This window comes from Streptomyces sp. NPDC090077 (genome assembly GCF_044747545.1).
Classification (GTDB): Bacteria; Actinomycetota; Actinomycetes; order Streptomycetales; family Streptomycetaceae; genus Streptomyces.
In genome coordinates, this window is the sequence record NZ_JBIVEG010000019.1 from 29,082 (window position 1) to 48,491 (window position 19,410).

Here is a 19,410-nt window from a genome sequence, read left to right on the forward strand (position 1 = left end):
CGGTCAGGGTATTCGCTCCAGTGGAAGCCGCGCGCGCACCCGCCAACCCCCCTCGTGGAGGCCGGTTTCGGCCTGGCCGCCGAGCAGCGCGGCCCGCTCCCTCATACCCCGCAGCCCGCTCCCGCCACCCCTGGTCACGGCAGGACGCTCCGGCAGCGGGTTCGTCACCTCCAGCTCCAGCCCACCCGGCGCCATGGCCACCCGCACCCGCACCGGAACGGGCCCGCAGTGGCGCAGCACGTTCGTCAGCGCCTCCTGCAAGATCCGGTACCCCTCACGGGTGACCGGTCCGGGCAGCTTCTCCAGCGGACCCGTCAGCTGCGCGTCGACCTCCGCCCCCGAGGCGCGGGCCGACTCCAGGAGCCGGTCCGCCTCCAGCAGGGTGGGCCGCTGCGAGGGCGGCTGCGCGGACTCCCGCAGCACCAGCAGGACCCGCTCCAGATCCTCCAGCGCGGCCCGGCCCGTCTCCTCGATCGCTCCCAGCGCCCGGTCGGTGAACTCGGGATTCCCGGCGGCCCGCGCCGCACCCGCCTGGACCACCGCCACCGTCAGGGCGTGCCCGATGGAGTCGTGCAGCTCGCGCGCGATCCGGGTCCGCTCCAGCAGCTGCTCCGTACGCGCCTCCAGCGCCGTCAGCCGCTCGGCGGCGGACGGCCCCAACAGCCGCCGGGCGATGGTGGTGATCAGCTCGCCGAGCAGCACCACGATCAGGACCAGCAGGAGCAGCGGCACCGGTGCGAGGAGGGCCGCGGCCCAGCGCGGCGGGGTGAACGGCAGGGAGAGATCGGCACCCAGCGGGTTCCCGACCGCGACCGTGACCAGCTCGACGGCCTCGACGGGCAGCCACACCGTGGCGAACATCGCCGCCCCGGCGACGACGAGGCGTATCTCCAGCCACAGCACGGTCCGCCACCGGTCCGCCCAACGGGCCGACGGGGCCATGCCGATGGTCCTGCCCCCGCCGTCCCCTTCCTGTTCCTGCGGAGTGAGCAGGAACCTGGCCTGGAGCCCCTCGGCCAGCCGCACCCACGGCACGAACCCGAACGGTATGACGATCAGCAGGGGCATCCACGGCCAGCGCGGGTTGATGAACATCCAGATGGCCAACAGCAGCACCGGGACGCACAAGTGCAGCCAGCGCGAGTACGTCACCGGCCGCAACGGGGCGCGGAGAAGTCGGATCATGCACCCATCGTGGCAGGGCGGGGGCCGGTGCCGTCTCCCCCACGTGGGGGAGACGGCACCCTCGCACGGGGGAGGGAGAGGAGCGGGCCGGACGGCGAATCTTGAGCCATGAACCGCATCGAGATCCGCGAACTGACCAAGGACCACGGCACCCGACGGGTCGTGGACCACCTCACCTTCGACGTCCTGCCCGGCCGGGTCACCGGCTTCCTCGGGCCCAACGGCGCCGGCAAGTCCACCACCATGCGTCTGATCCTCGGCCTGGACCGGCCCACCGCCGGCCGCGCCACCATCGCCGGAAGCAGGTTCACCGACCTGAGGAACCCGCTGCGCGAGGTGGGCGCCCTCCTCGACCCGCAGGCGCCCCACCCCGGGCGGAGGGCCCGCGACCACCTCCTCGCACTGGCCGTCAGCAACGGCATCCCGGCGGCCCGGGTGGACGCGGTCCTCGAACAGGCGGGCATCGCCCAGGTCGCCCGGCGCCGGATCGGCACCTTCTCGCTCGGGATGCGCCAGCGCCTGGGCATAGCCGCCGCCCTGCTGGGCGACCCCGGCGTCCTGATGCTGGACGAGCCGACCAACGGCCTCGACCCCGAGGGGATCATCTGGATCCGCGAGCTCATGCGGAGCCTCGCCGCCGAGGGCCGCACGGTCTTCGTCTCCAGCCACCTGATGGCCGAGTCCGCCTCCTTCGTCGACCAGCTCGTCGTCCTCGGACAGGGCCGGCTGCTCGCCGACAGCCCGTTGCAGGAGTTCATCGACGCCCGCAGCACCCCGAGGGCGCGGCTGCGCACCGCCGACCCGGACCGGCTGGCGGCCGCCCTGGCCGGCGAGGGCCTGCACATGACCGCTGCCGGGGAAGGGCGCTGGACCGTCGACGGCATACGGGCCGAGCGGATCGGGGCCCTCGCCGCCCGGGAGGGCATCGCCGTACTGGAACTCTCCGACGAGCGGGCCTCCCTGGAGCAGGCCTACCTGGAACTCACCGCCGACCGCACTCCGTTCTCCGCCACCGCCGCCTGAACCCGATGGGAGCCACTGCCGTGACCGCAGCCGCCCTGCCCACCGTCCCCGTCCTGCATGCGGAATGGATCAAGATACGCTCGGCCCGCGCGGTCCTCGGATCGCTGGTGGCCGTCTTCGCCGCCACGGCGGGCATCACCGTCCTCACCGCCGCCGCCATCGGCACCTCCGAACCCGGCGCCATGGGGGAGGACCGCCTGCTCGGAGCCTTCTTCGGCATCAACTTCGGCCAGATAGCGGCCATCGCCTTCGGAGCGACCGCCTTCGCGGGCGAGTTCCGGGGCGGTGCCCTCAGGGTCTCCCTCACCGCCGTCCCCAACAGGACCCGGCTCTACCTGTCCAAGGCCGCCGCCGTCGCCGGACTGGCCTTCGCGGTGGGACAGGTCACCGGTCTCGTGACCTTCCTGGCCGGACAGGCCTTCAGGGGGGAGGAGGCCCTCGCCCTGGGCGACCCCGGCACGGTCCGCGCCGTCTTCGGGAGTGGTGTCTACCTGACGCTGATCGCCCTGCTGGCCGCCGGTCTCACCGCGCTCGTGCGCAGCGGCACCCTGGTGATGAGCCTGCTCATACCCTTCCTGCTCATCCTGCCCTTCGTGGTGGGCCAGGTCGCGGGCGGAGCCATGCAGTTCATGCCCGACCGGGCGGGGCAGGTGGTGATGAGGGCGCACGCGGACGGTTCGCTCGGGCCCTGGAGCGGTCTCGCGGTCGCCGGACTGTGGTCCCTCGCGGCCCTGGCCGCGGGCTGGCTTGCGGTCCGCCGGCGGGACGCGTGAGGCCGTGCCAGTTGTCAGTGGCCCGCCCGATACTGACGGCATGACCACGGCAGACCACCTCGACACGATCGACCGGCTGCGGGCCCGCGCATTCCCCTCCGGGCCGACCACGTCCGGCGAACAGAGCGCGGGCCCGGGTCACCACCTGGCCCGGCTCAGCCGGACCCGGGACTTCTGGGACGACGACGGCTCCGGCTGGGAGGAGGCCGAGGAACAGATCAGCGCCGAGTACGCGGCCCTCACCCAGGCCGTCACCGACCGGTGGGGCCCACCCCAGGTCTTCGCCCTCGCATCGCTCCTGGACCGGAGCTTCGACGGGGAGGAGATACCGGAACCGTGGAACGAACTGTGCAACACCACTGACCATGTCCACCTGTGGCGGATCGGGGACCGCTGGCTGGTGGTCTGCGTGACCCAATGGGACAGGGAGTTCCCCTTCTTCCTGACGGCAGGGGTCACGGTGACCGACCCGGCCTAGAGGGCGGACTCCGATGCCTGGCGGAGGCGGGCGTATTCCTCGGCCATGGATGTGGCGGTCCAGTGGGCGTTCAGGCCGCTGGGGTTGGGCAGGGCCCAGATGCGGGTGGTGCCGATGGTGCGCTCCTGGGGGCCGATCCGGGCCTTGCGTTCGCCGAAGGCGGTGCGGTAGGCGGTGACGCCGACCACGGCCAGCCACTGGGGGCGCAGGCGTTCCACCTTGGCCGTCAGGACGCGGCCGCCCTCGCGGAACTCCTCGGCGCTCAGCTCGTCGGCGCGGGCCGTGGCCCGGGCGACGACGTTGGTGATGCCCAGGCGGTAGGACAGCAGCTCCTGCTGCTCCTCGGGGGCGAGCCTGCGGGGGGTGAAGCCCGACAGGTGCAGGACCGGCCAGAAGCGGTTGCCGGGGCGGGCGAAGTGGTGGCCCGTCGCGGCGGAGAGGAGGCCCGGGTTGATGCCGCAGAAGAGCACGCGCAGACCGCCCGCGACCACGTCCGGGAGGACGCGGTCGCGGGCGGCTTCGAGCTCGTCCGGGGTCAGAGGATCGACCCGGGGGCGTAGCCGGCGGCCTCCGGGTGCTCCTTGGCGACGGCCTCGATCCGGGAGACCACGGCGGCGACCTGGTCACCCGCGGCGCCCGTGAAGGAGAGCTTGTCGGCCATGAGGGCGTCCAGCTGCGCGCGGTCCAGAGGCATCCGGTCGTCGGCCGCGAGCTTGTCGAGGAGCTCGTTGCGCTCGGCGCCCTGCTCGCGCATGGCCAGGGCGGAAGCGACGGCGTGCTCCTTGATGACCTCGTGCGCGGCCTCGCGGCCCACGCCGGCCCGCACCGCGCCCATCAGCACCTTGGTGGTGGCGAGGAAGGGCAGGTAGCGGTCCAGCTCGCGGGCGACGACGGCCGGGAAGGCGCCGAACTCGTCGAGGACCGTCAGGAAGGTCTCCAGCAGGCCGTCGAAGGCGAAGAACGCGTCGGGCAGGGCCACCCGGCGGACGACGGAGCAGGAGACGTCGCCCTCGTTCCACTGGTCGCCGGCCAGCTCGGCCGTCATCGAGGCGTAGCCGCGCAGGATGACCATGAGGCCGTTCACGCGCTCGCAGGAGCGGGTGTTCATCTTGTGCGGCATCGCGGAGGAGCCGACCTGGCCGGGCTTGAAGCCCTCGGTGACCAGCTCGTGGCCGGCCATCAGGCGGATCGTCTTCGCGATCGAGGAGGGGGCCGCGGCCAGCTGGACCAAGGCCGAGACCACGTCGTAGTCCAGGGAGCGCGGGTAGACCTGGCCGACGGAGGTGAAGGCCTGGGCGAAGCCGAGGTGGGCGGCGATCCGCTGCTCCAGGTCGGCCAGCTTGGCGGCGTCGCCGCCCAGCAGGTCGAGCATGTCCTGGGCGGTGCCGACCGGGCCCTTGATCCCGCGCAGCGGGTAGCGCCGGAGGAGGTCCTCCAGGCGGTCGTAGGCGACGAGCAGCTCGTCGGCGGCGGTCGCGAAGCGCTTGCCCAGGGTGGTGGCCTGCGCGGCCACGTTGTGGGAGCGGCCGGCCATGACCAGCTCGGCGTGCTCGCCGGCGAGCTTGCCGAGACGGGCCAGGACGGCGACCGTGCGGTCGCGCACCAGCTCCAGCGAGAGCCGGATCTGGAGCTGCTCGACGTTCTCGGTGAGGTCGCGGGAGGTCATGCCCTTGTGGACGTGCTCGTGGCCGGCGAGGGCGTTGAACTCCTCGATGCGGGCCTTCACGTCGTGCCGGGTGACCTTCTCGCGCTCGGCGATGGAGGCGAGGTCGACGGTCTCCAGGACGCGCTCGTAGTCGGCGAGGGCGGCGTCGGGAACCTCGATGCCGAGGTCCTTCTGGGCACGCAGCACGGCGAGCCACAGCCGCCGCTCCAGCGTGACCTTGTACTCGGGGGACCACAGGACGGCGAGCTCCGCGGAGGCGTAGCGGCCGGCCAGGACATTGGGGATGCGGGGCTTGGCAGTCACGTGTAGGGATTCTACTTGGGCCGCGGCTGTGCGTTTACGCAGGTGGGGGGAGCCCTCGGGATTGTGGGTTGCTACGAGAGGGGAGGGGTCCCGTACGGCAGCAGCTCCGGCCGCTTGGCGGGGCGGCCGTCCCCCGAGGAGCGGCCCGTCAGCCGCCGCCCGATCCAGGGGAGCAGGTGCCGCCGGGCGAAACGCAGGTCCTCGGCCCGTCGCGCGGGCCAGCCCGGCGGGGCCGAGGGCGGCAGCGGAGCCCGCCAGTCGGTCTCGGCGGGCAGCCCCAGAGTCTGCCAGACGGCCTCGGCCACCCTGCGGTGACCCTCCGGAGTCAGGTGCAGCCGGTCGACGTCCCACAGCCGCGGGTCCGCGAGCACGGGCGCCCCGTACAGGTCCACCAGCAGTGCCCCGTGCCGCGCGGCGAGCTCCTCGAGGATGCCGAAGAGCTCCTCCATGCGCGGCCGGAAGCGTTCCATCACCGGGCCGTTGCGGCCGGGCGAGCGCATCAGCACCAGGTGCTTGCAGGAAGGGGCGAGGAGTTCCACGGCGGTTTCCAGGTGCGCCCGGACCCGCCCCATGTCCACCTTGGGGCGCAGGGTGTCGTTGAGCCCGCCCACCAGGGTCACCACGTCCGCGCCCATCGCGGCCGCGGCCGGGGCCTGGTCCTCGGCGATCTGGCCGATCAGCTTGCCGCGCACCGCCAGGTTCGCGTAGCGGAAGTCCGGCTCGCGGGCGGCGAGCCGGGCGGCCAGCAGGTCGGCCCAGCCCCGGTAGGAGCCGTCCGGCAGCAGGTCGGACATCCCCTCGGTGAAGGAGTCGCCGACCGCGACGAAACTGGTGTAAGACGCATTCATCTCCATGGCGGAGCGATGCTACCGCGCGGTAGGGCCTACGCGGAGGCGGGCCGGCCGAACAGCTCGCGCAGCACGTCCTCCATCGTCACCAGCCCCGCCAGCGCCCCGTCCGCCCCGAGGACCGCCGCCAGATGCGTACGGTTGTGCCGCATGGCGGTCAGCACGTCGTCCAGCGGGGTCTCCGCCCGCACCTGCGCGATCGGGCGCAGCGCCGACCCGGGGAACGGCTCCTCCCGCTCCAGCACGTCCAGGGCGTCCTTGACGTGCAGGTACCCCAGGATCCGCCGGCGGGAGTCGACCACCGGGAAGCGGGAGTACCCCGACTCGGCGGACAGGTCCTCCAGGGCGGCCGCGGTGATGCCCTCCCGGGCCGTGACGACCCGGTCGACGGGCAGCACCACATCGGCGACCGGCCGCCGGCCCAGTTCGAGGGCGTCGTGCAGCCGCTCGCTCGCCCGGTCGTCGATGAGCCCCGCGTCGCTGGAGTCCTTCACCATGCGGGCCAGCTCGTCGTCCGAGAAGGTCGCCGCCACCTCGTCCTTCACCTCCACCCGCAGCAGCCGCAGCAGGGTGTTGGCGAAGGCGTTCACCGTGAAGATCACCGGCTTCAGCCCCCGGGTCAGGGCGACCAGCGGCGGCCCCAGCGCCAGCGCGGTGCGCACCGGCTCGGCCAGCGCCACGTTCTTCGGCACCATCTCGCCGAACAGCATGTGCAGGTACGTGGCCAGGGCCAGCGCGACCACGAAGGAGATCGCGTGCGTCACCCCGGACGGCACCCCGACCGCGTCGAGCAGCGGGCTCAGCAGGTGCGCGATGGCCGGCTCGGCCACCACGCCGAGCACCAGGGTGCACAGGGTGATGCCGAGCTGCGCCGCCGCCATCAGGGCCGACACGTGCTCCAGGCCCCACAGGACGGCGCGGGCACGGCGGTCGCCCTGCTCCGCGTACGGCTCGATCTGGCTGCGCCGGACCGAGATCAGTGCGAACTCCGCACCGACGAAGAAGGCGTTGACGACCAGCGTCGCCAGGCCGATCAGCAGCTGGATCGCGGTCACCGGGACCGCCCCTCGGCGGGCCCGTCGCCGACGGGTCCGGCCGGCTCGTGCAGGAGCACGCGGGCGGCCCGGCGCCCGCCGGCGTCGACCACGTCCAGCAGCCAGCCGTCCAGCTCCAGGCGGTCGCCGACGGCCGGGATCCGGCCCAGCTCGGTCGCTATCAGCCCGGCCAGGGTCTCGTACGGGCCCTCGGGCACCCGCAGCCCGATCCGCCGGAGCTGATCGGTGCGGGCGGCGCCGTCGGCCGAGTACAGGCTCCGGCCCGCCTCGTCCGTGCCGGCCGGGGCCAGGTCGGGGGTCTCGTGCGGGTCGTGCTCGTCGCGGACCTCGCCGACTACCTCCTCGACGATGTCCTCCAGCGTGGCCACTCCGGCCGTGCCGCCGTACTCGTCGATCACCACGGCCATCGTCTGCCTGCCGGACAGCCGGTCCAGCAGCCGGTCCACGGTCAGCGACTCCGGTACGAGGAGCGGCTCGCGCAGCAGCCGTGACACCGGATGGCGGTGCCGCTCGGCCGCGGGCAGGGCCAGGACGTCCTTGATGTGGACGATCCCGACCACGGTGTCGAGGCTGCCCCGGTAGACGGGGAAGCGGGACAGCCCGGTGGCCATGGTCGCGTTGGCCACGTCCTCGGCGGTCGTGTGCACGTCGAGGGCCGTGACCTGGACGCGCGGGGTCATCACGTTCTCCGCGCTCAGGTCGGCGAGGTTCAGGGTCCGCACGAACAGCTCGGCGGTGTCCTTTTCCAGTGCGCCCGCCTTGGCGGAGTGCCGTGCCAGGGCCACCAGCTCCTGCGGGCTGCGGGCGGAGGCCAGCTCCTCGGCGGGCTCCATGCCGAAGCGCCGGACCATGTGGTTGGCGGTGGTGTTGAGATGGCTGATCAGCGGCTTGAACGCGCGTGAGAAGACCCGCTGCGGGGTCGCCACGCGCTTGGCGACCGCCAGCGGCGAGGAGATCGCCCAGTTCTTGGGGACCAGCTCGCCGACGACCATCAGGACCACCGTCGACAGGGCGGTGCCGAGGACCAGGGCGGTGGAGGACGCGGCGCCGGCCGACAGGCCCATGTCCTGGAACGGGCCCGTGAGCAGGGCCGCGATCGAGGGCTTGGAGATCATGCCGATGACCAGGCCGGTCACCGTGATGCCGAGCTGGGCGCCGGACAGCTGGAAGGTGAGGCTGCGCACCGCGGCCAGGGCGCTGTCCGCCCCGCGCTCGCCCCGCTCCACGGCCTGTTCGAGCTCGCTGCGCTCGACGGTCGTGAGCGAGAACTCGGCCGCGACGAACGCCCCGCAGGCAAGGCAGAGCAGCAGCGCAACGACGAGCAGGAGTACCTCGGTCATCGGTCGGTCACCTCCGTCCCATGATCGGTCAGGAGCAGAGCGTCCGCGCGGTGTCGCGCACGGGACGCCCGGGACGGGGGGCCCGGGCACGGGCGGACGCCCGCACCCTTCGCCGTGGACGCGGGAAACCGTCCGCCCCGGGGCAAAGGAAGGGCAAAGGCGGCTGCTCGGCCTTTCGGGCGAGCGCGCACGGATGGTGGGATCCCGGAATGAACGATCTCCACATCGCCCCCGCCACCCCCGCGGACCTGCCCGCCGTGCTGGACTTCTGGAAGGGCGCCGCCAAGGGCGCGAGCATCAGCGACGACCTGGCCGGGGTCGAGCGGCTGTACGCGCGGGACCCCGGGGCGCTGCTGCTCGCCCGCCGCGGCGGCGAGCTCGTCGGCACCGTGATCGCGGGCTTCGACGGCTGGCGCTGCCACCTCTACCGGCTCGCCGTGCACCCGGACCACCGCCGGCGGGGGATCGGCTCCGCGCTGCTGGCGGCCGCCGAGGAGAGGTTCGCGGCGCTGGGCGGCAGGCGGGCCGACGCGATGGTGCTCGACGGGAACGAGCAGGCCCACGGGGCGTGGCGGGCTTCCGGTTACGGGCCCGAGGACATCTGGACCCGCTGGGTCAAGCCGCTCGCGGGCTGATCCGGCGCCCCCCGGACCGCCGTACGGGTGAACGCCCTGCCCCGGGTGCGGCCCTGTCCCCGGTGCGGCCCGGCCGCTCACTTCGCGCACGAGGCCGTCAGGGCGCGCTCCTCCTCGGTGAGGACGGAGTCCTCCCCGTTCTCCCCGGCGTGCTTCGCGCAGGCCGAGGCCTGGAGGGCGAGCTGCGCCGCCCGGGCCCGCGCTTCGTCCGGGCCGTCCACCGCGATCGTCGCCTCGACCTGCTTCTGCTGGTAGAGGGGCAGGTAGCGCAGCTCGATCTCGGGGTGATCGGTTTCCAGCCGCCACAGCGGCGTGCCGCCCAGTGTCTCGCTGACGCCCCGGAACACCGCCACGTGGCCGTCGTTCACCCCGACGAAGTACTGCGTCCGGATCCACTGGAGACCTCCGTACGAGCACCCGGCCACCAGGACCACCGCGATGCCGAACAGGGCCACGGCGCGCAAGGCCCGCCGCGGTGGCGGCGGCAGCGGCACCCGCCGCGCCCGGCCGCCGGCGCGGAGGCGGGCGCCGGCCCGGCCGGGCGCCGGCCGCGCGGTGGTCCCCGGTGCGGGGGCGGAACGCGGCCGCGGCGGCACGGGTACGGCCGGCGGGGACGCGGGCGGCCGCGGCGCGAGCAGCTCCAGGGCCCCGGCCACCGTCAGCCGCGCGGCCGGGTCCTTCTCCATCAGCCCCTCGATCAGCGGCCCCAGCCGCCCCGCGTGCCGCGGCCGCGGGGCGGCGTCGTGCGCGACCGCGTACTGCGAGCCGACCCCGGTCTCCCGCTTGAACGGCGAAACGCCCTCGACGGCCTCGTACAGGGTCGTCCCCAGGGAGAACAGGTCGCTCGGCGCACCGCCCTTCTCGCCGCGGGCGCGCTCCGGCGACAGGTACGGCAGCGAACCGATGACCACACCGGTCCCGGTCAGCCCGTCGTCCGCCTCGTTCCGGGCGATCCCGAAGTCGGCCAGCAGGATCCGTTGGTCGTCGGTCAGCATCACGTTGGCCGGCTTGACGTCGCGGTGGACGATGCCCTCCGCGTGCGCCGCGGCGAGCGCCTTCAGCAGGGCCGAGGCCACCTCCGCGACGTCCTCCACCGGGAGCCGGCCCGTCAGCCGCAGCCGCTCCTGCAGGGTCGAGCCGCCGACGAGCTCCATGACGATCCACGGCGCCCCGCCCACGAGGGTGACGTCGTGGACCGTGACCACGTTGGGGTGGTCGCGCAGCCTGGCCGCGCTCCGGGCCTCCCGCAGCGCGCGCTCCAGCCGGTCCGCCCGGTCCGGGGCGGCGGTCCCGGAGGGCAGGAGCAGCTCCTTGACGGCCACATGGGTGTCGAGCTGGACGTCGTACGCCTTCCAGACGCGCCCCATGCCACCGGACCCGAGGACCCTGACCAGCCGGTAGCGGTGGTTGACCAGCTGCCCCGCCCGCGCCTCGTGTGCCACGCGTTCCCCTCCGCCCGTTCCGCTCCCGACACGGCTCCGGCTCGATTGTGGTGCCTGCCGGGCGCGCCCGGCAGGCACTCCGCCGGAACGGGTACGGGAACGGCCCGGCGGTTCAGTCGTCCAGGCGGCGGGCCGAGCCGATGACGCAGTACGAGGTGGGCAGCGCCGGGCCGCGCTCGGGCAGCCGGAAGGAGCGGTGCGAGACGATCCGGAACCCGGCCGCCTCGATCGCGGCGAGCGGGTCGCGCGCCGTGTGGCAGCCGCCGAACAGGCGAGGCCACACCGTCCGGTCTAGCGCCCGCTGGACGCCGGCCATCCCCGGCCCGGGAGCCAGCCCGTGCTCCAGGAACCGCAGTTCGGCGCCCGGGCGGAGCACCCGGTGCAGTTCGGCCAGGGAGCGCGGCAGGTTCCGCACGGTGCACAGCACCAGCGAGGCGACGGCGACGTCGAAGGCCTCGCTCTTGACCGGGAGCGCCTCGGCGACACCCGGTACGAGGTCCACCGGCACCTCGGCGCGCAGCGCGGCCGCGGCGGCGAGGCGGCGCAGGGTGCGCTCCGGTTCCACGGCGACGACCTCGGAGACGGCGGCCGGGTAGTACGCGAAGTTCAGGCCGTTGCCCGCGCCGATCTCGACGACCCGCCCTGACACCCCCTCCAGGAGCTCCCGGCGCAGGGCTCCGATCCCGGCGCGGGTCTCGGCGGCGGTACTAGCGCGGGCGTAGAACCGGGCGAAGTACGGGTGGTGGACCGGATCGGGGACGCGGCTGGGCATGGCGGACCTCCGGGCGCGGGCGGGCGGCGGACGGACGACACGGCTGCGCGTGCCCTTCGGGGCTGTTCCCCACCCCGGCCCGCCCCGAAACCGGCTCCGCCCGGGCGGCGGAGGCCATAATCGACCCTCCGGGCACCGCACTTGGGGCCGCGCACAGGAGGTTCGCAACCTTGCCATCCCGTACGGCCCCCTTCCGGGGCACGGCCGCCGCGCTGTTCGCCGCCGCGGTGTTCCTGCTCGCCGGCTGCGACTCCGCCCCGGCCCCGGAGCCCCGGGGCGAGGCGCCCACAGCCGACCCGAACGCCGCGTTCCTCGCGGAGGCGGCCGCGCGCTGTGCCACCGCCACCGCTTCGCCGTCAGCCTCCGCCTCCGCTTCCGGGGACGGTGCCGCGCCGGCGGATCCGGAGTCGCGCAAGTACGCGGAGAACCACGCGTACCGGCAGCAGACGGAGCTGAGCCCCGCCGCCCGCTGCCGCGGGGAGGCCCACGCGGCCCGGATCAGGGCGAAGCTGGCCGCAGCGCCCGTGACGGACCCCGCCGGACTGACCGCGCTGCTGCGCGGCCTGGGTTACCCCGTCGGCAGTGGTGACGTGTACGAGGGGAACGCCGTCCAGGGACCGGGCTTCGCGCTGCTGATCCCGGGCACCGGCCCCTGCGTGTCGGGGCGGGCGGCGGCACCCGCCACCGCGGGCGCCTCCCCGGCCCCCGCCCGCGCCGAGGCGCACGGCGTCTACCTGGAGGGCGGCTGCAAGGAGCCGGTGGGAGGCCACTGAGGCCGTCGGCGACTCGCCGCCACCGGCTCCCCGTCGCCGCGTCACATCAGGCTGGCCACTCCGCGAGGAAGGCCTCCGCCGACCAGGTGCCGTCCAGCGGGGCCCCCAGCCACCCCGGCGCGGCCGCGCGGAAGGCGGCGGGTTCCAGCGCCCCGGCCCCCTCCGGGACGGCCCCCAGCAGCGGCAGCCCGGACTTCGGGAGGTCGGCGAGGTTGCACCGGGAGGCCAGGTCGGGAGCGGCGGGCCAGCTGCCGACCACCACCCCGAGCGCGCTGACGGACCGGGCGGCGAGGGCCTCGGCCGTCAGGTCGGTGCTGTTCAGCGTGCCCAGCCCCGCGGGGGCCACCACCAGCACCGGCGCCGCCATCAGCCGCGCCGCGTCCGCCAGGGTGTGGCCCTCCTCGTCGAAGCGCACGAGCAGCCCGCCCGCGCCCTCCACGAGCACCAGGTCGTGCTCGGCGGCCAGCCGTGCGGCCGCCTCCGCGATCCCGGCCGGGGTCAGCGTGGCCAGCCCGGAGCGCCGCGCGGCGGTGTCCGGGGCCAGGGGCTCGGGGTAGCGGGCCAGTTCCAGCGGGGTCACGGCCGGGCCGGCGAGCCGTACGACCTCGGCGGTGTCCCCGGGCTCGTCCGGGCCCACGCCGGTCTGGGCGGGCTTGAGCACCGCGACCGAACGCCCGGCGGCCAGGGCGGCGGTCGCGATGGCCGCGGTGACCACCGTCTTGCCGATCTCCGTGCCGGTACCGGACACGACGAGTACGGACATCTCAGCCTTCCTGCGCCGCTGCGACGGCCGCGCGGCAGATCCGGGCCACGTCGGCGTCGCCGGTGACGAACGGGGGCATGGTGTAGATCAGGTCGCGGAACGGGCGCAGCCAGACGCCCTCCCGGACCGCCGCCCGGGTGGCCGCGTACACGTCGACCGGGTGGTCGAGCTGGACCACGCCGATGGCGCCCAGCACGCGGACGTCCTTGACCCCGGGCACGGCGCGGGCCGCGGCGAGGCCCTCGCGCAGGCCCGCCTCGATCCGCTTGACCTCGCCCGCCCAGTCCTGGCCGAGCAGCAGGTCGACGGAGGCCAGGGCCACCGCCGTGGCGAGCGGGTTGCCCATGAAGGTCGGCCCGTGCGCCAGTACCGGCACCTCGCCCTGCGAGATCCCGTCGGCGACCCGCTGGGTGCACAGGGTGGCCGCGAGGGTGAGGTAGCCGCCGGTCAGGGACTTGCCCAGGCACATGACGTCCGGGGTGATGCCCGCGTGGTCGGCGGCGAAGAGCGCGCCCGTGCGGCCGAAGCCCGTCGCGATCTCGTCCAGGATCAGCAGGACCCCGTACTCGTCGCACAGCTCGCGCAGCACCCGCAGGTGGCCCGGGTGGTGGAAGCGCATGCCGCCCGCGCCCTGGACGACCGGCTCCACGATCACCGCGGCCAGCTCGTCGGCGTGCTCGGCGACCAGCGTGCGCAGGTGGGCCGCGTACGCCGGGTCCACGGGGGAGTCGAAGTCCCCGGGCGGGGCGTCGGCGAAGACCTGCCGGGGCAGGTGGCCCTGCCACAGCTCGTGCATGCCGCCCTCGGGGTCGCACACGGCCATCGGCTGCCAGGTGTCGCCGTGGTAGCCGCCGCGCCAGGTCAGCAGCCGGGTCTTGCCGGTGCGGCCCAGCGAACGCCAGTACTGCAGGCACATCTTGACGGCGACCTCGACCGCCACCGACCCGGAGTCGGCGAGGAAGACGTGCTCCAGGCCGGCGGGGGTGATCTCCACCAGCCGGGCCGCCAGCCGGACGGCGGGCTCGTGGGTGAGCCCGCCGAACATCACGTGCGACATCCGGCCCAGCTGCGAGGCCGCGGCCTCGTTCAGGACCGGGTGGTTGTAGCCGTGGATCGCCGACCACCAGGAGGACATGCCGTCGACCAGCTCGTCCCGCCCCTGCGCGGGGGAGGCGAGCCGCAGCCGGACCCCCGAGGCGGAGGAGACCACGAGGGTCTCCTGCCGCCCGGGCATCGGTCCGTACGGGTGCCAGACGTGCTGCCGGTCCAGGGCGAGCAGCCCGGCCGTGTCCGACGAGGGGTCCAGCGGGTCGTGCAGCGGGAACCGGTCACGCATTGGGGGCGATGTCCGTCCCCGCGCCGCGGCGGCGTACCGCCACCAGGTCCGAACGCACCTCTCCGGCCTCCGCCTGGGCGGGCGCCGGGGTCTGGGCCTGGGCCTGGGCCTGGGCCGGTACGGCCTCGGCGTGTCCGGAGCAGCCGCCGCAGGCCGAGCCGCATCCGGCGGCCTCGGCCTCGGCCTCGGCACCGGAGGCCGGTCCGCAGCCGCCGGAGCCGGCCGAGGACCCGCACATGCCGGCCGCGGGGGCGGCGGCCGCGACGTCGGCGCGGTGCGCGGGGAGGGTGGTCGTACCGGCGCCCTCCACCTCGAAACCGGCGTCCGCGATCATGTCCAGGTCGGCCTGGCCGGCCTGGCCCTCACTGGTGAGGTAGTCGCCGAGGAAGATGGAGTTGGCGATGTGCAGCGCGAGCGGCTGCATCGAGCGCAGGTGGACCTCGCGGCCGCCGGCGATCCGGACCTCCACGTCGGGGCAGACGAAGCGGACCATCGCGAGGATCCGCAGGCAGCGCTGCGGGGTGAGGTTCCACTCCTTGGCCAGCGGGGTGCCCTCGAAGGGGATCAGGAAGTTGACCGGGACGGAGTCCGAGTCCAGCTCGCGCAGCGAGTAGACGACGTCGATCAGGTCCTCGTCGCTCTCGCCCATGCCGGCGATCAGGCCGGAGCAGGCCGACAGGCCCGCCGCGTGCGCCTTCTGCACCGTGTCGACGCGGTCCGCGTAGGTGTGCGTCTTGGTGATCTGGCCGTACGTGGCCTCGGAGGTGTTCAGGTTGTGGTTGTAGGCATCCGCACCCGCCTCGCGGAGCTTCTCGGCCTGGCCCTCGGCGAGCAGGCCCAGACAGGCGCAGACCTCGACGCCCTCGTTCTGCTCCTTGATCGCGGCGATCGTCTCGCCGACGCGGGCCACGTCACGGTCGGTGGGACCGCGTCCGCTGGCCACCAGGCAGACCCGCTTGGCGCCGCCGGCGACGCCGGCCGCGGCCGCGGCGGAGGCCTCGTCGGGCTTCAGCCACGTGTACTTGAGGATCTCGGCCTTCGACCCCAGGCGCTGGGAGCAGTACGAGCAGTCCTCGGGGCAGAGCCCCGACTTCAGGTTGACCAGGTAGTTCAGCTTGACGCGGCGCCCGAACCACTGGCGGCGCACCTTGCCGGCAGCGGCCACCACGTCGAGCAGTTCGTCGTCGGAGGTCGCCAGTACGGCGAGCGCCTCTTCGCGGGTCGGCAGCTCGCGCCGCAGTCCCTTTTCCACCAGGGTGTTCAGCAGGTCCATGCGCCCGATCCTGTCCCACGCGACCACTCCCGGCCAAGGAGAGATCGGACAACATGGCCGGAAGGGAGTGTGTGGATCGCCACACCAGTCCCTCGGGTCCCGCCGGATAGGGTCGAGCAGATCTGTCGACTGCCGACAAAACGCGAGACACATCGCGAGACGCGACGCGAGGACCGCCGATGACCCAGCACACCCCGCACCCCGAGGACGTCTTCGCCTGGATCGACGGCGCGGAGCGCGTCCGCGAGCAGGCGGGACTGGTGCGGACCCTGCGTCCGCGGCCCGCCTCCTCGCCCCTGCTGGACCTGGCGAGCAACGACTACCTGGGCCTGTCCCGGCACCCCGAGACCGTGCGCGGTGCCTGTGAGGCGGCGGAGCGCTGGGGGGCCGGCGCCACCGGGTCGCGCCTGGTCACGGGCTCGACCGAACTCCATGCCGAACTCGAGCGGGAGCTCGCCGCGTTCGCGGGCTTCGAGGCCGCCCTGGTGCTTTCGTCCGGATATGCCGCGAACCTGGCCGCCGTGACCGCGCTCAGCGGCCGGGGCTCGCTCGTGGTCTCCGACGCCGGGAACCACGCCTCGATCGTCGACGGCTGCCGGCTCTCACGCGCCGAGGTCGCGGTCACCCCGCACGGCGATCCGGAGACGGCCCGCAAGACCCTGGCCGGGCACGAGGGCCGTGCCCTGCTGGTGACCGACTCGGTGTTCTCCGTCGACGGGGACGCCGCCCCGCTCGCCGACTACCACGCCGCCTGCCGGGCCGAGGGTGCCGCGCTGCTCGTGGACGACGCGCACGGGCTGGGCGTGCTGGGCGAGGGCGGCCGCGGCGCGCTGCACGCCGCCGGGCTCGCGGGCGCGCCGGGGGTGGTCGCCACGATGACCCTCTCCAAGTCGCTGGGCAGCCAGGGCGGCGCGGTGCTGGGGCCGGCCAAGGTCATCCGGCACCTGGTCAACACGGCCCGCGCCTTCATCTTCGACACGGGGCTGGCCCCGGCCGCCGCCGGGGCGGCGCTGGCGAGCCTGCGCCTGCTGGGCCGGGAACCGGAGCGCGCGGCCCGGGTCCGGGAGGTGGCCGCCGAGCTGTACGGACGGCTCACCGCGTCCGGCCTGACCGCGGCCAGGCCGGACGCGGCCGTGGTGTCGGTTCGGGCCCCGTCGGCCTCGGCGGCACTGCGCTGGGCCGCCGACTGCCGCGAGGCAGGTCTGTCCGTGGGGTGCTTCCGTCCGCCGTCGGTGCCGGACGGCATCTCCCGGCTGCGGCTGACGGCTCGGGCGGATCTCACGGGGGACGAGATCAGCCGGGCCGTCGGTACGGTCCTGCGGACCGCTCCGGCCGGAGCCACGGACCGCTAGGCGTCACGTCACACGCGCACGTCCGCCCTTACAGAGGCCAGGAATCCGTACCAGGCCGGCCCGGTGAAGAGCACGGCCGGGCCGTCCGCCCGCTTGGAATCGCGGACGGCCAGCAGGCCGCCGCTGAGGGCGGCCGCTTCCACGCAGTTGTTCATTCCGGTGCTGCGGCTGCTCCGCCGCCACCGCGCGCTGTTCAGAAGTCCGCTGCTGGATAAGGGGGTTGCGGACACGGGGGTGCCTCCTTACGCGTCGTCAGCGATAGAGCTGATGAGATCCGACGAGTCACGGGGCGGGAGGGCGTGCGCCTGGATGGTGCGGAACGCGGCGCTGTACGCCTCTAGGTCTTCCTTCCGCTCCAGATAGAGGCTACTCGTCAAATGGTCGAGCACCACCACATCCAGATCGGCGATGTTCGGAAATGAGAAAATTACGAACGGTCCGGTGAGGCCGAGATGCCCCCCCACGGTGAACGGCAGTACCTGGAGCCGCACTTGGGGCAGCCTGGCCACCTCCACCAGGTGCCTCAGCTGCTCCTCCATCACCCCCCGTCCGCCGATCTGCCGGCGCAGCACCGCCTCGTCGAGCACGGCGCTCAGCTCCAGCGGCGGATCGGACCGCAGCACCGCCTGCCGGGCCAGCCGTACGTCCACCAGCGCGTCCACCTTCGGCTCCGGCAGCCCGCCCAGCGCGGCCCGGGTCACGGCCCGCGCGTACTCCGGGGTCTGCAGCAGCCCCGGCACCACCGACAGCTCGACGGTCCGCGCCGCCCGGGCCCCGGCCTCCAGGCTGATGAAGTCCCGGTACTCCTGCGGGAGCAGGCCCCGGTAGTCGTGCCACCACTGCCGCCCGCGCGCTGCGTCCCCGCTCGCCGCGGGACCCGCCGCCGAGGCCCCGAGGGCCTCCAGCAGGGCGCGCTGCTGGGTGCTCACCACGTCTCCGTAGGCGTCCAGCAGCAGCCGGATGTCCTCGGTCTTCACACCGCTGCGACCCGTCTCGATCCGGCTGACCTTCGACTGGTGCCAGCCCACGATGCGGGCCACCTCGCCGCTGGTGAGGCCGGAGCGGTCGCGCAGCGCGCGCAGCTCCTCGCCGAGTTTGCGCCGACGTACGGCGGGACCGTGCTGCATACCCGCTCTCCTTCCACCGGCACACCTCGCACCAGTCTGCCGTCCAAATACGCTCTTCCGTAGCAGAGTTCACCGCATTGAGCGACAGATATATGCATATCTTGGGGGAACGGCGGAAACGGCGGCACGATGGGTGGCACTCTGGCGCTCAGCGTAGATCCGGGGCGGCTCCGTCCCGGTGGGAAAGGGACGTCGCCATGGCAGATCACCTGGAAGCATCCGTCACTCTGCCGAGCGATCCGGTGTCGGTGGCCGCCGCCCGCCGCTACGTGGCGCAGGTGCTGAGCGACTGGGGACTCCCCGACGACGCGGGCACCGCGGACACCGTCCGGCTCGTCGTCTCGGAACTCGCGACCAACTCCGTGCAGCACACCTTCGGCCAGTCGCCCACCTTCACCGTCGACGTCCGCCTCGAACGCGAGGAATGGCTGCGGGTCGGAGTGACGGACAGCCACCCCCGCTGGCCCAAGCGGCTCCCCGCCGCCGTCCAGCAGGACAACGGCCGCGGGATGGTCATCATCCGCTGGCTCGCGGCCGAGGCCGGCGGCCGCCTCTCGGTCAGCCCCACCGAGGACGGCGGCAAGACCGTCTGGATCGCCCTGCCCTGGCCCGCCGACGCCGCCGCGCGCACCCTCAGGGGCTGTTGAACCCGCCGGCTGCCGCGCCGTATACGAACCGCACCCGCAACAGCTCCCGATGAACCGGGCCGCATCGAACCGAGTGCCTTCCCGAAACGTGGGTTAACTCGGCGGAAAAGTACGGCCCCTACGGTATGGTCCTCGCTCTTCCGCCAATGATCACCCACGCTCCGGTAAAGCACTGGTGATCGGGACGGAAAGCCTCGTCCTGTGTTGGGCAAGACTCGCTTGGCACGGATAAGCGCAGGTCAACAAAGTGTTGACGGCCGGTACGGTCACTCCCCGGCGCGACGACGACCATGTCCCGGAAGCTTGGTGATACAGGTGCAATTGACACCACATGAGCAAGAGAGACTCCTGATCCATGTGGCCGCCGACGTGGCCGAGAAGCGCAGGGCGCGCGGGGTGCTCCTCAACCACCCCGAGGCCGTCGCCCTGATCACCTCGCACCTCCTCGAAGGAGCCCGCGACGGGCGCACCGTGGCCGAGCTGATGGCCTCCGGCCGCACCGTGCTGACCCGGGCGGAGGTCATGGAGGGCATCCCCGAGATGATCCACGACGTCCAGGTCGAGGCGACCTTCCCCGACGGGACCAAGCTCGTCACCGTCCACGACCCGATCGTCTGAG

Annotated in this window: 21 protein-coding genes; 8 read left to right on the plus strand and 13 right to left on the minus strand. The window is 73.7% G+C overall.

Features of this window, described 5'->3' with window-relative positions; all coding sequences use genetic code 11:
* Nucleotides 1-3: 3 nt before the first annotated feature.
* Nucleotides 4-1,185, minus strand: coding sequence for a sensor histidine kinase (locus ACIPW5_RS26985; protein WP_401249902.1), 1,182 nt, complete (start codon nt 1,183-1,185; stop codon nt 4-6).
* A gap of 108 nt (nt 1,186-1,293) precedes the next feature.
* Between ACIPW5_RS26985 and ACIPW5_RS26990 the strand changes: the two genes are divergently transcribed.
* Genes ACIPW5_RS26990 through ACIPW5_RS27000 form a run of 3 tightly spaced genes read left to right on the plus strand, consistent with a single transcriptional unit; the run spans nt 1,294 to nt 3,459 of the window.
* Nucleotides 1,294-2,208 (plus strand): ATP-binding cassette domain-containing protein, encoded by a 915-nt coding sequence (locus ACIPW5_RS26990; RefSeq protein WP_401249905.1) that lies wholly within the window; start codon nt 1,294-1,296, stop codon nt 2,206-2,208.
* Between the two features lie 20 nt (nt 2,209-2,228).
* A complete protein-coding gene (locus ACIPW5_RS26995) occupies nt 2,229-2,981 on the plus strand; it encodes an ABC transporter permease (protein ID WP_401249908.1) in 753 nt (250 codons plus the stop codon).
* A 40-nt stretch (nt 2,982-3,021) separates the two neighbouring features.
* The gene (locus ACIPW5_RS27000; RefSeq protein ID WP_401249911.1) at nt 3,022-3,459 is read left to right on the plus strand and encodes a hypothetical protein; all 438 of its coding nucleotides are present in this window, start codon (nt 3,022-3,024) and stop codon (nt 3,457-3,459) included.
* On the opposite strand, the gene mug is transcribed toward ACIPW5_RS27000, so the two are convergent.
* The 5 genes from mug to ACIPW5_RS27025 form a co-directional block, all read right to left on the minus strand.
* Complete coding sequence (mug, locus tag ACIPW5_RS27005) at nt 3,456-3,998, minus strand: G/U mismatch-specific DNA glycosylase (RefSeq protein WP_401250160.1); 543 nt, start codon at nt 3,996-3,998, stop codon at nt 3,456-3,458. The two genes, ACIPW5_RS27000 and mug, sit on opposite strands and share 4 nt — an antisense overlap.
* The gene (gene purB / locus ACIPW5_RS27010) at nt 3,995-5,428 is read right to left on the minus strand and encodes an adenylosuccinate lyase (protein ID WP_401249914.1); all 1,434 of its coding nucleotides are present in this window, start codon (nt 5,426-5,428) and stop codon (nt 3,995-3,997) included. The genes mug and purB overlap by 4 nt, the downstream gene beginning before the upstream one ends.
* A gap of 71 nt (nt 5,429-5,499) precedes the next feature.
* Nucleotides 5,500-6,282 (minus strand): SGNH/GDSL hydrolase family protein, encoded by a 783-nt coding sequence (locus ACIPW5_RS27015; RefSeq protein WP_401249917.1) that lies wholly within the window; start codon nt 6,280-6,282, stop codon nt 5,500-5,502.
* A 29-nt stretch (nt 6,283-6,311) separates the two neighbouring features.
* A complete protein-coding gene (locus ACIPW5_RS27020) occupies nt 6,312-7,331 on the minus strand; it encodes a hemolysin family protein (protein WP_401249920.1) in 1,020 nt (339 codons plus the stop codon).
* Nucleotides 7,328-8,671: a hemolysin family protein gene (locus ACIPW5_RS27025; RefSeq protein WP_401249923.1), complete on the minus strand. Its 1,344-nt coding sequence runs from the start codon at nt 8,669-8,671 to the stop codon at nt 7,328-7,330. Before ACIPW5_RS27025 ends, ACIPW5_RS27020 begins: the two co-directional genes overlap by 4 nt.
* 209 nt (nt 8,672-8,880) lie before the next feature.
* On the opposite strand from ACIPW5_RS27025, the gene ACIPW5_RS27030 reads away from it, so the two are divergent.
* Complete coding sequence (locus ACIPW5_RS27030) at nt 8,881-9,306, plus strand: GNAT family N-acetyltransferase (RefSeq protein WP_401249926.1); 426 nt, start codon at nt 8,881-8,883, stop codon at nt 9,304-9,306.
* A 77-nt stretch (nt 9,307-9,383) separates the two neighbouring features.
* Here the strand turns inward: ACIPW5_RS27030 and ACIPW5_RS27035 are convergent, their stop codons facing one another.
* On the minus strand, nt 9,384-10,748 hold the full coding sequence (locus tag ACIPW5_RS27035; protein WP_401249929.1) for a serine/threonine-protein kinase: 1,365 nt from the start codon (nt 10,746-10,748) through the stop codon (nt 9,384-9,386).
* Between the two features lie 112 nt (nt 10,749-10,860).
* Nucleotides 10,861-11,520 carry a class I SAM-dependent methyltransferase gene (locus ACIPW5_RS27040; RefSeq protein WP_401249932.1) on the minus strand — a complete coding sequence of 220 codons (660 nt, stop codon included), beginning with the start codon at nt 11,518-11,520 and terminating at the stop codon, nt 10,861-10,863.
* A gap of 170 nt (nt 11,521-11,690) precedes the next feature.
* On the opposite strand from ACIPW5_RS27040, the gene ACIPW5_RS27045 reads away from it, so the two are divergent.
* Nucleotides 11,691-12,293: a hypothetical protein gene (locus ACIPW5_RS27045; RefSeq protein WP_401249935.1), complete on the plus strand. Its 603-nt coding sequence runs from the start codon at nt 11,691-11,693 to the stop codon at nt 12,291-12,293.
* Nucleotides 12,294-12,339: 46 nt separating this feature from the next.
* Here the strand turns inward: ACIPW5_RS27045 and bioD are convergent, their stop codons facing one another.
* Genes bioD through bioB form a run of 3 tightly spaced genes read right to left on the minus strand, consistent with a single transcriptional unit; the run spans nt 12,340 to nt 15,665 of the window.
* The gene (bioD, locus tag ACIPW5_RS27050) at nt 12,340-13,056 is read right to left on the minus strand and encodes a dethiobiotin synthase (protein ID WP_401249938.1); all 717 of its coding nucleotides are present in this window, start codon (nt 13,054-13,056) and stop codon (nt 12,340-12,342) included.
* Between the two features lies 1 nt (nt 13,057).
* On the minus strand, nt 13,058-14,392 hold the full coding sequence (locus ACIPW5_RS27055; protein WP_401249941.1) for an adenosylmethionine--8-amino-7-oxononanoate transaminase: 1,335 nt from the start codon (nt 14,390-14,392) through the stop codon (nt 13,058-13,060).
* Complete coding sequence (gene bioB, locus ACIPW5_RS27060) at nt 14,385-15,665, minus strand: biotin synthase BioB (RefSeq protein ID WP_401249943.1); 1,281 nt, start codon at nt 15,663-15,665, stop codon at nt 14,385-14,387. Before bioB ends, ACIPW5_RS27055 begins: the two co-directional genes overlap by 8 nt.
* A gap of 179 nt (nt 15,666-15,844) precedes the next feature.
* Here bioB and ACIPW5_RS27065 point away from each other — a divergent pair, with 179 nt between their 5' ends.
* Nucleotides 15,845-17,017 (plus strand): 8-amino-7-oxononanoate synthase, encoded by a 1,173-nt coding sequence (locus ACIPW5_RS27065; RefSeq protein WP_401249946.1) that lies wholly within the window; start codon nt 15,845-15,847, stop codon nt 17,015-17,017.
* Nucleotides 17,018-17,025: 8 nt separating this feature from the next.
* Here the strand turns inward: ACIPW5_RS27065 and ACIPW5_RS27070 are convergent, their stop codons facing one another.
* Entirely contained in the window at nt 17,026-17,247 is a 222-nt protein-coding gene (locus ACIPW5_RS27070) for a DUF397 domain-containing protein (RefSeq protein WP_401249948.1), read from the minus strand.
* A 12-nt stretch (nt 17,248-17,259) separates the two neighbouring features.
* The gene (locus ACIPW5_RS27075; protein ID WP_401249951.1) at nt 17,260-18,144 is read right to left on the minus strand and encodes a helix-turn-helix domain-containing protein; all 885 of its coding nucleotides are present in this window, start codon (nt 18,142-18,144) and stop codon (nt 17,260-17,262) included.
* A 197-nt stretch (nt 18,145-18,341) separates the two neighbouring features.
* On the opposite strand from ACIPW5_RS27075, the gene ACIPW5_RS27080 reads away from it, so the two are divergent.
* Both ACIPW5_RS27080 and ACIPW5_RS27085 read left to right on the plus strand, forming a co-directional pair.
* The gene (locus tag ACIPW5_RS27080) at nt 18,342-18,791 is read left to right on the plus strand and encodes an ATP-binding protein (RefSeq protein ID WP_401249954.1); all 450 of its coding nucleotides are present in this window, start codon (nt 18,342-18,344) and stop codon (nt 18,789-18,791) included.
* Nucleotides 18,792-19,106: 315 nt separating this feature from the next.
* Nucleotides 19,107-19,409 carry an urease subunit gamma gene (locus ACIPW5_RS27085; RefSeq protein WP_361610790.1) on the plus strand — a complete coding sequence of 101 codons (303 nt, stop codon included), beginning with the start codon at nt 19,107-19,109 and terminating at the stop codon, nt 19,407-19,409.
* The last annotated feature ends 1 nt before the right edge of the window (nt 19,410 follow it).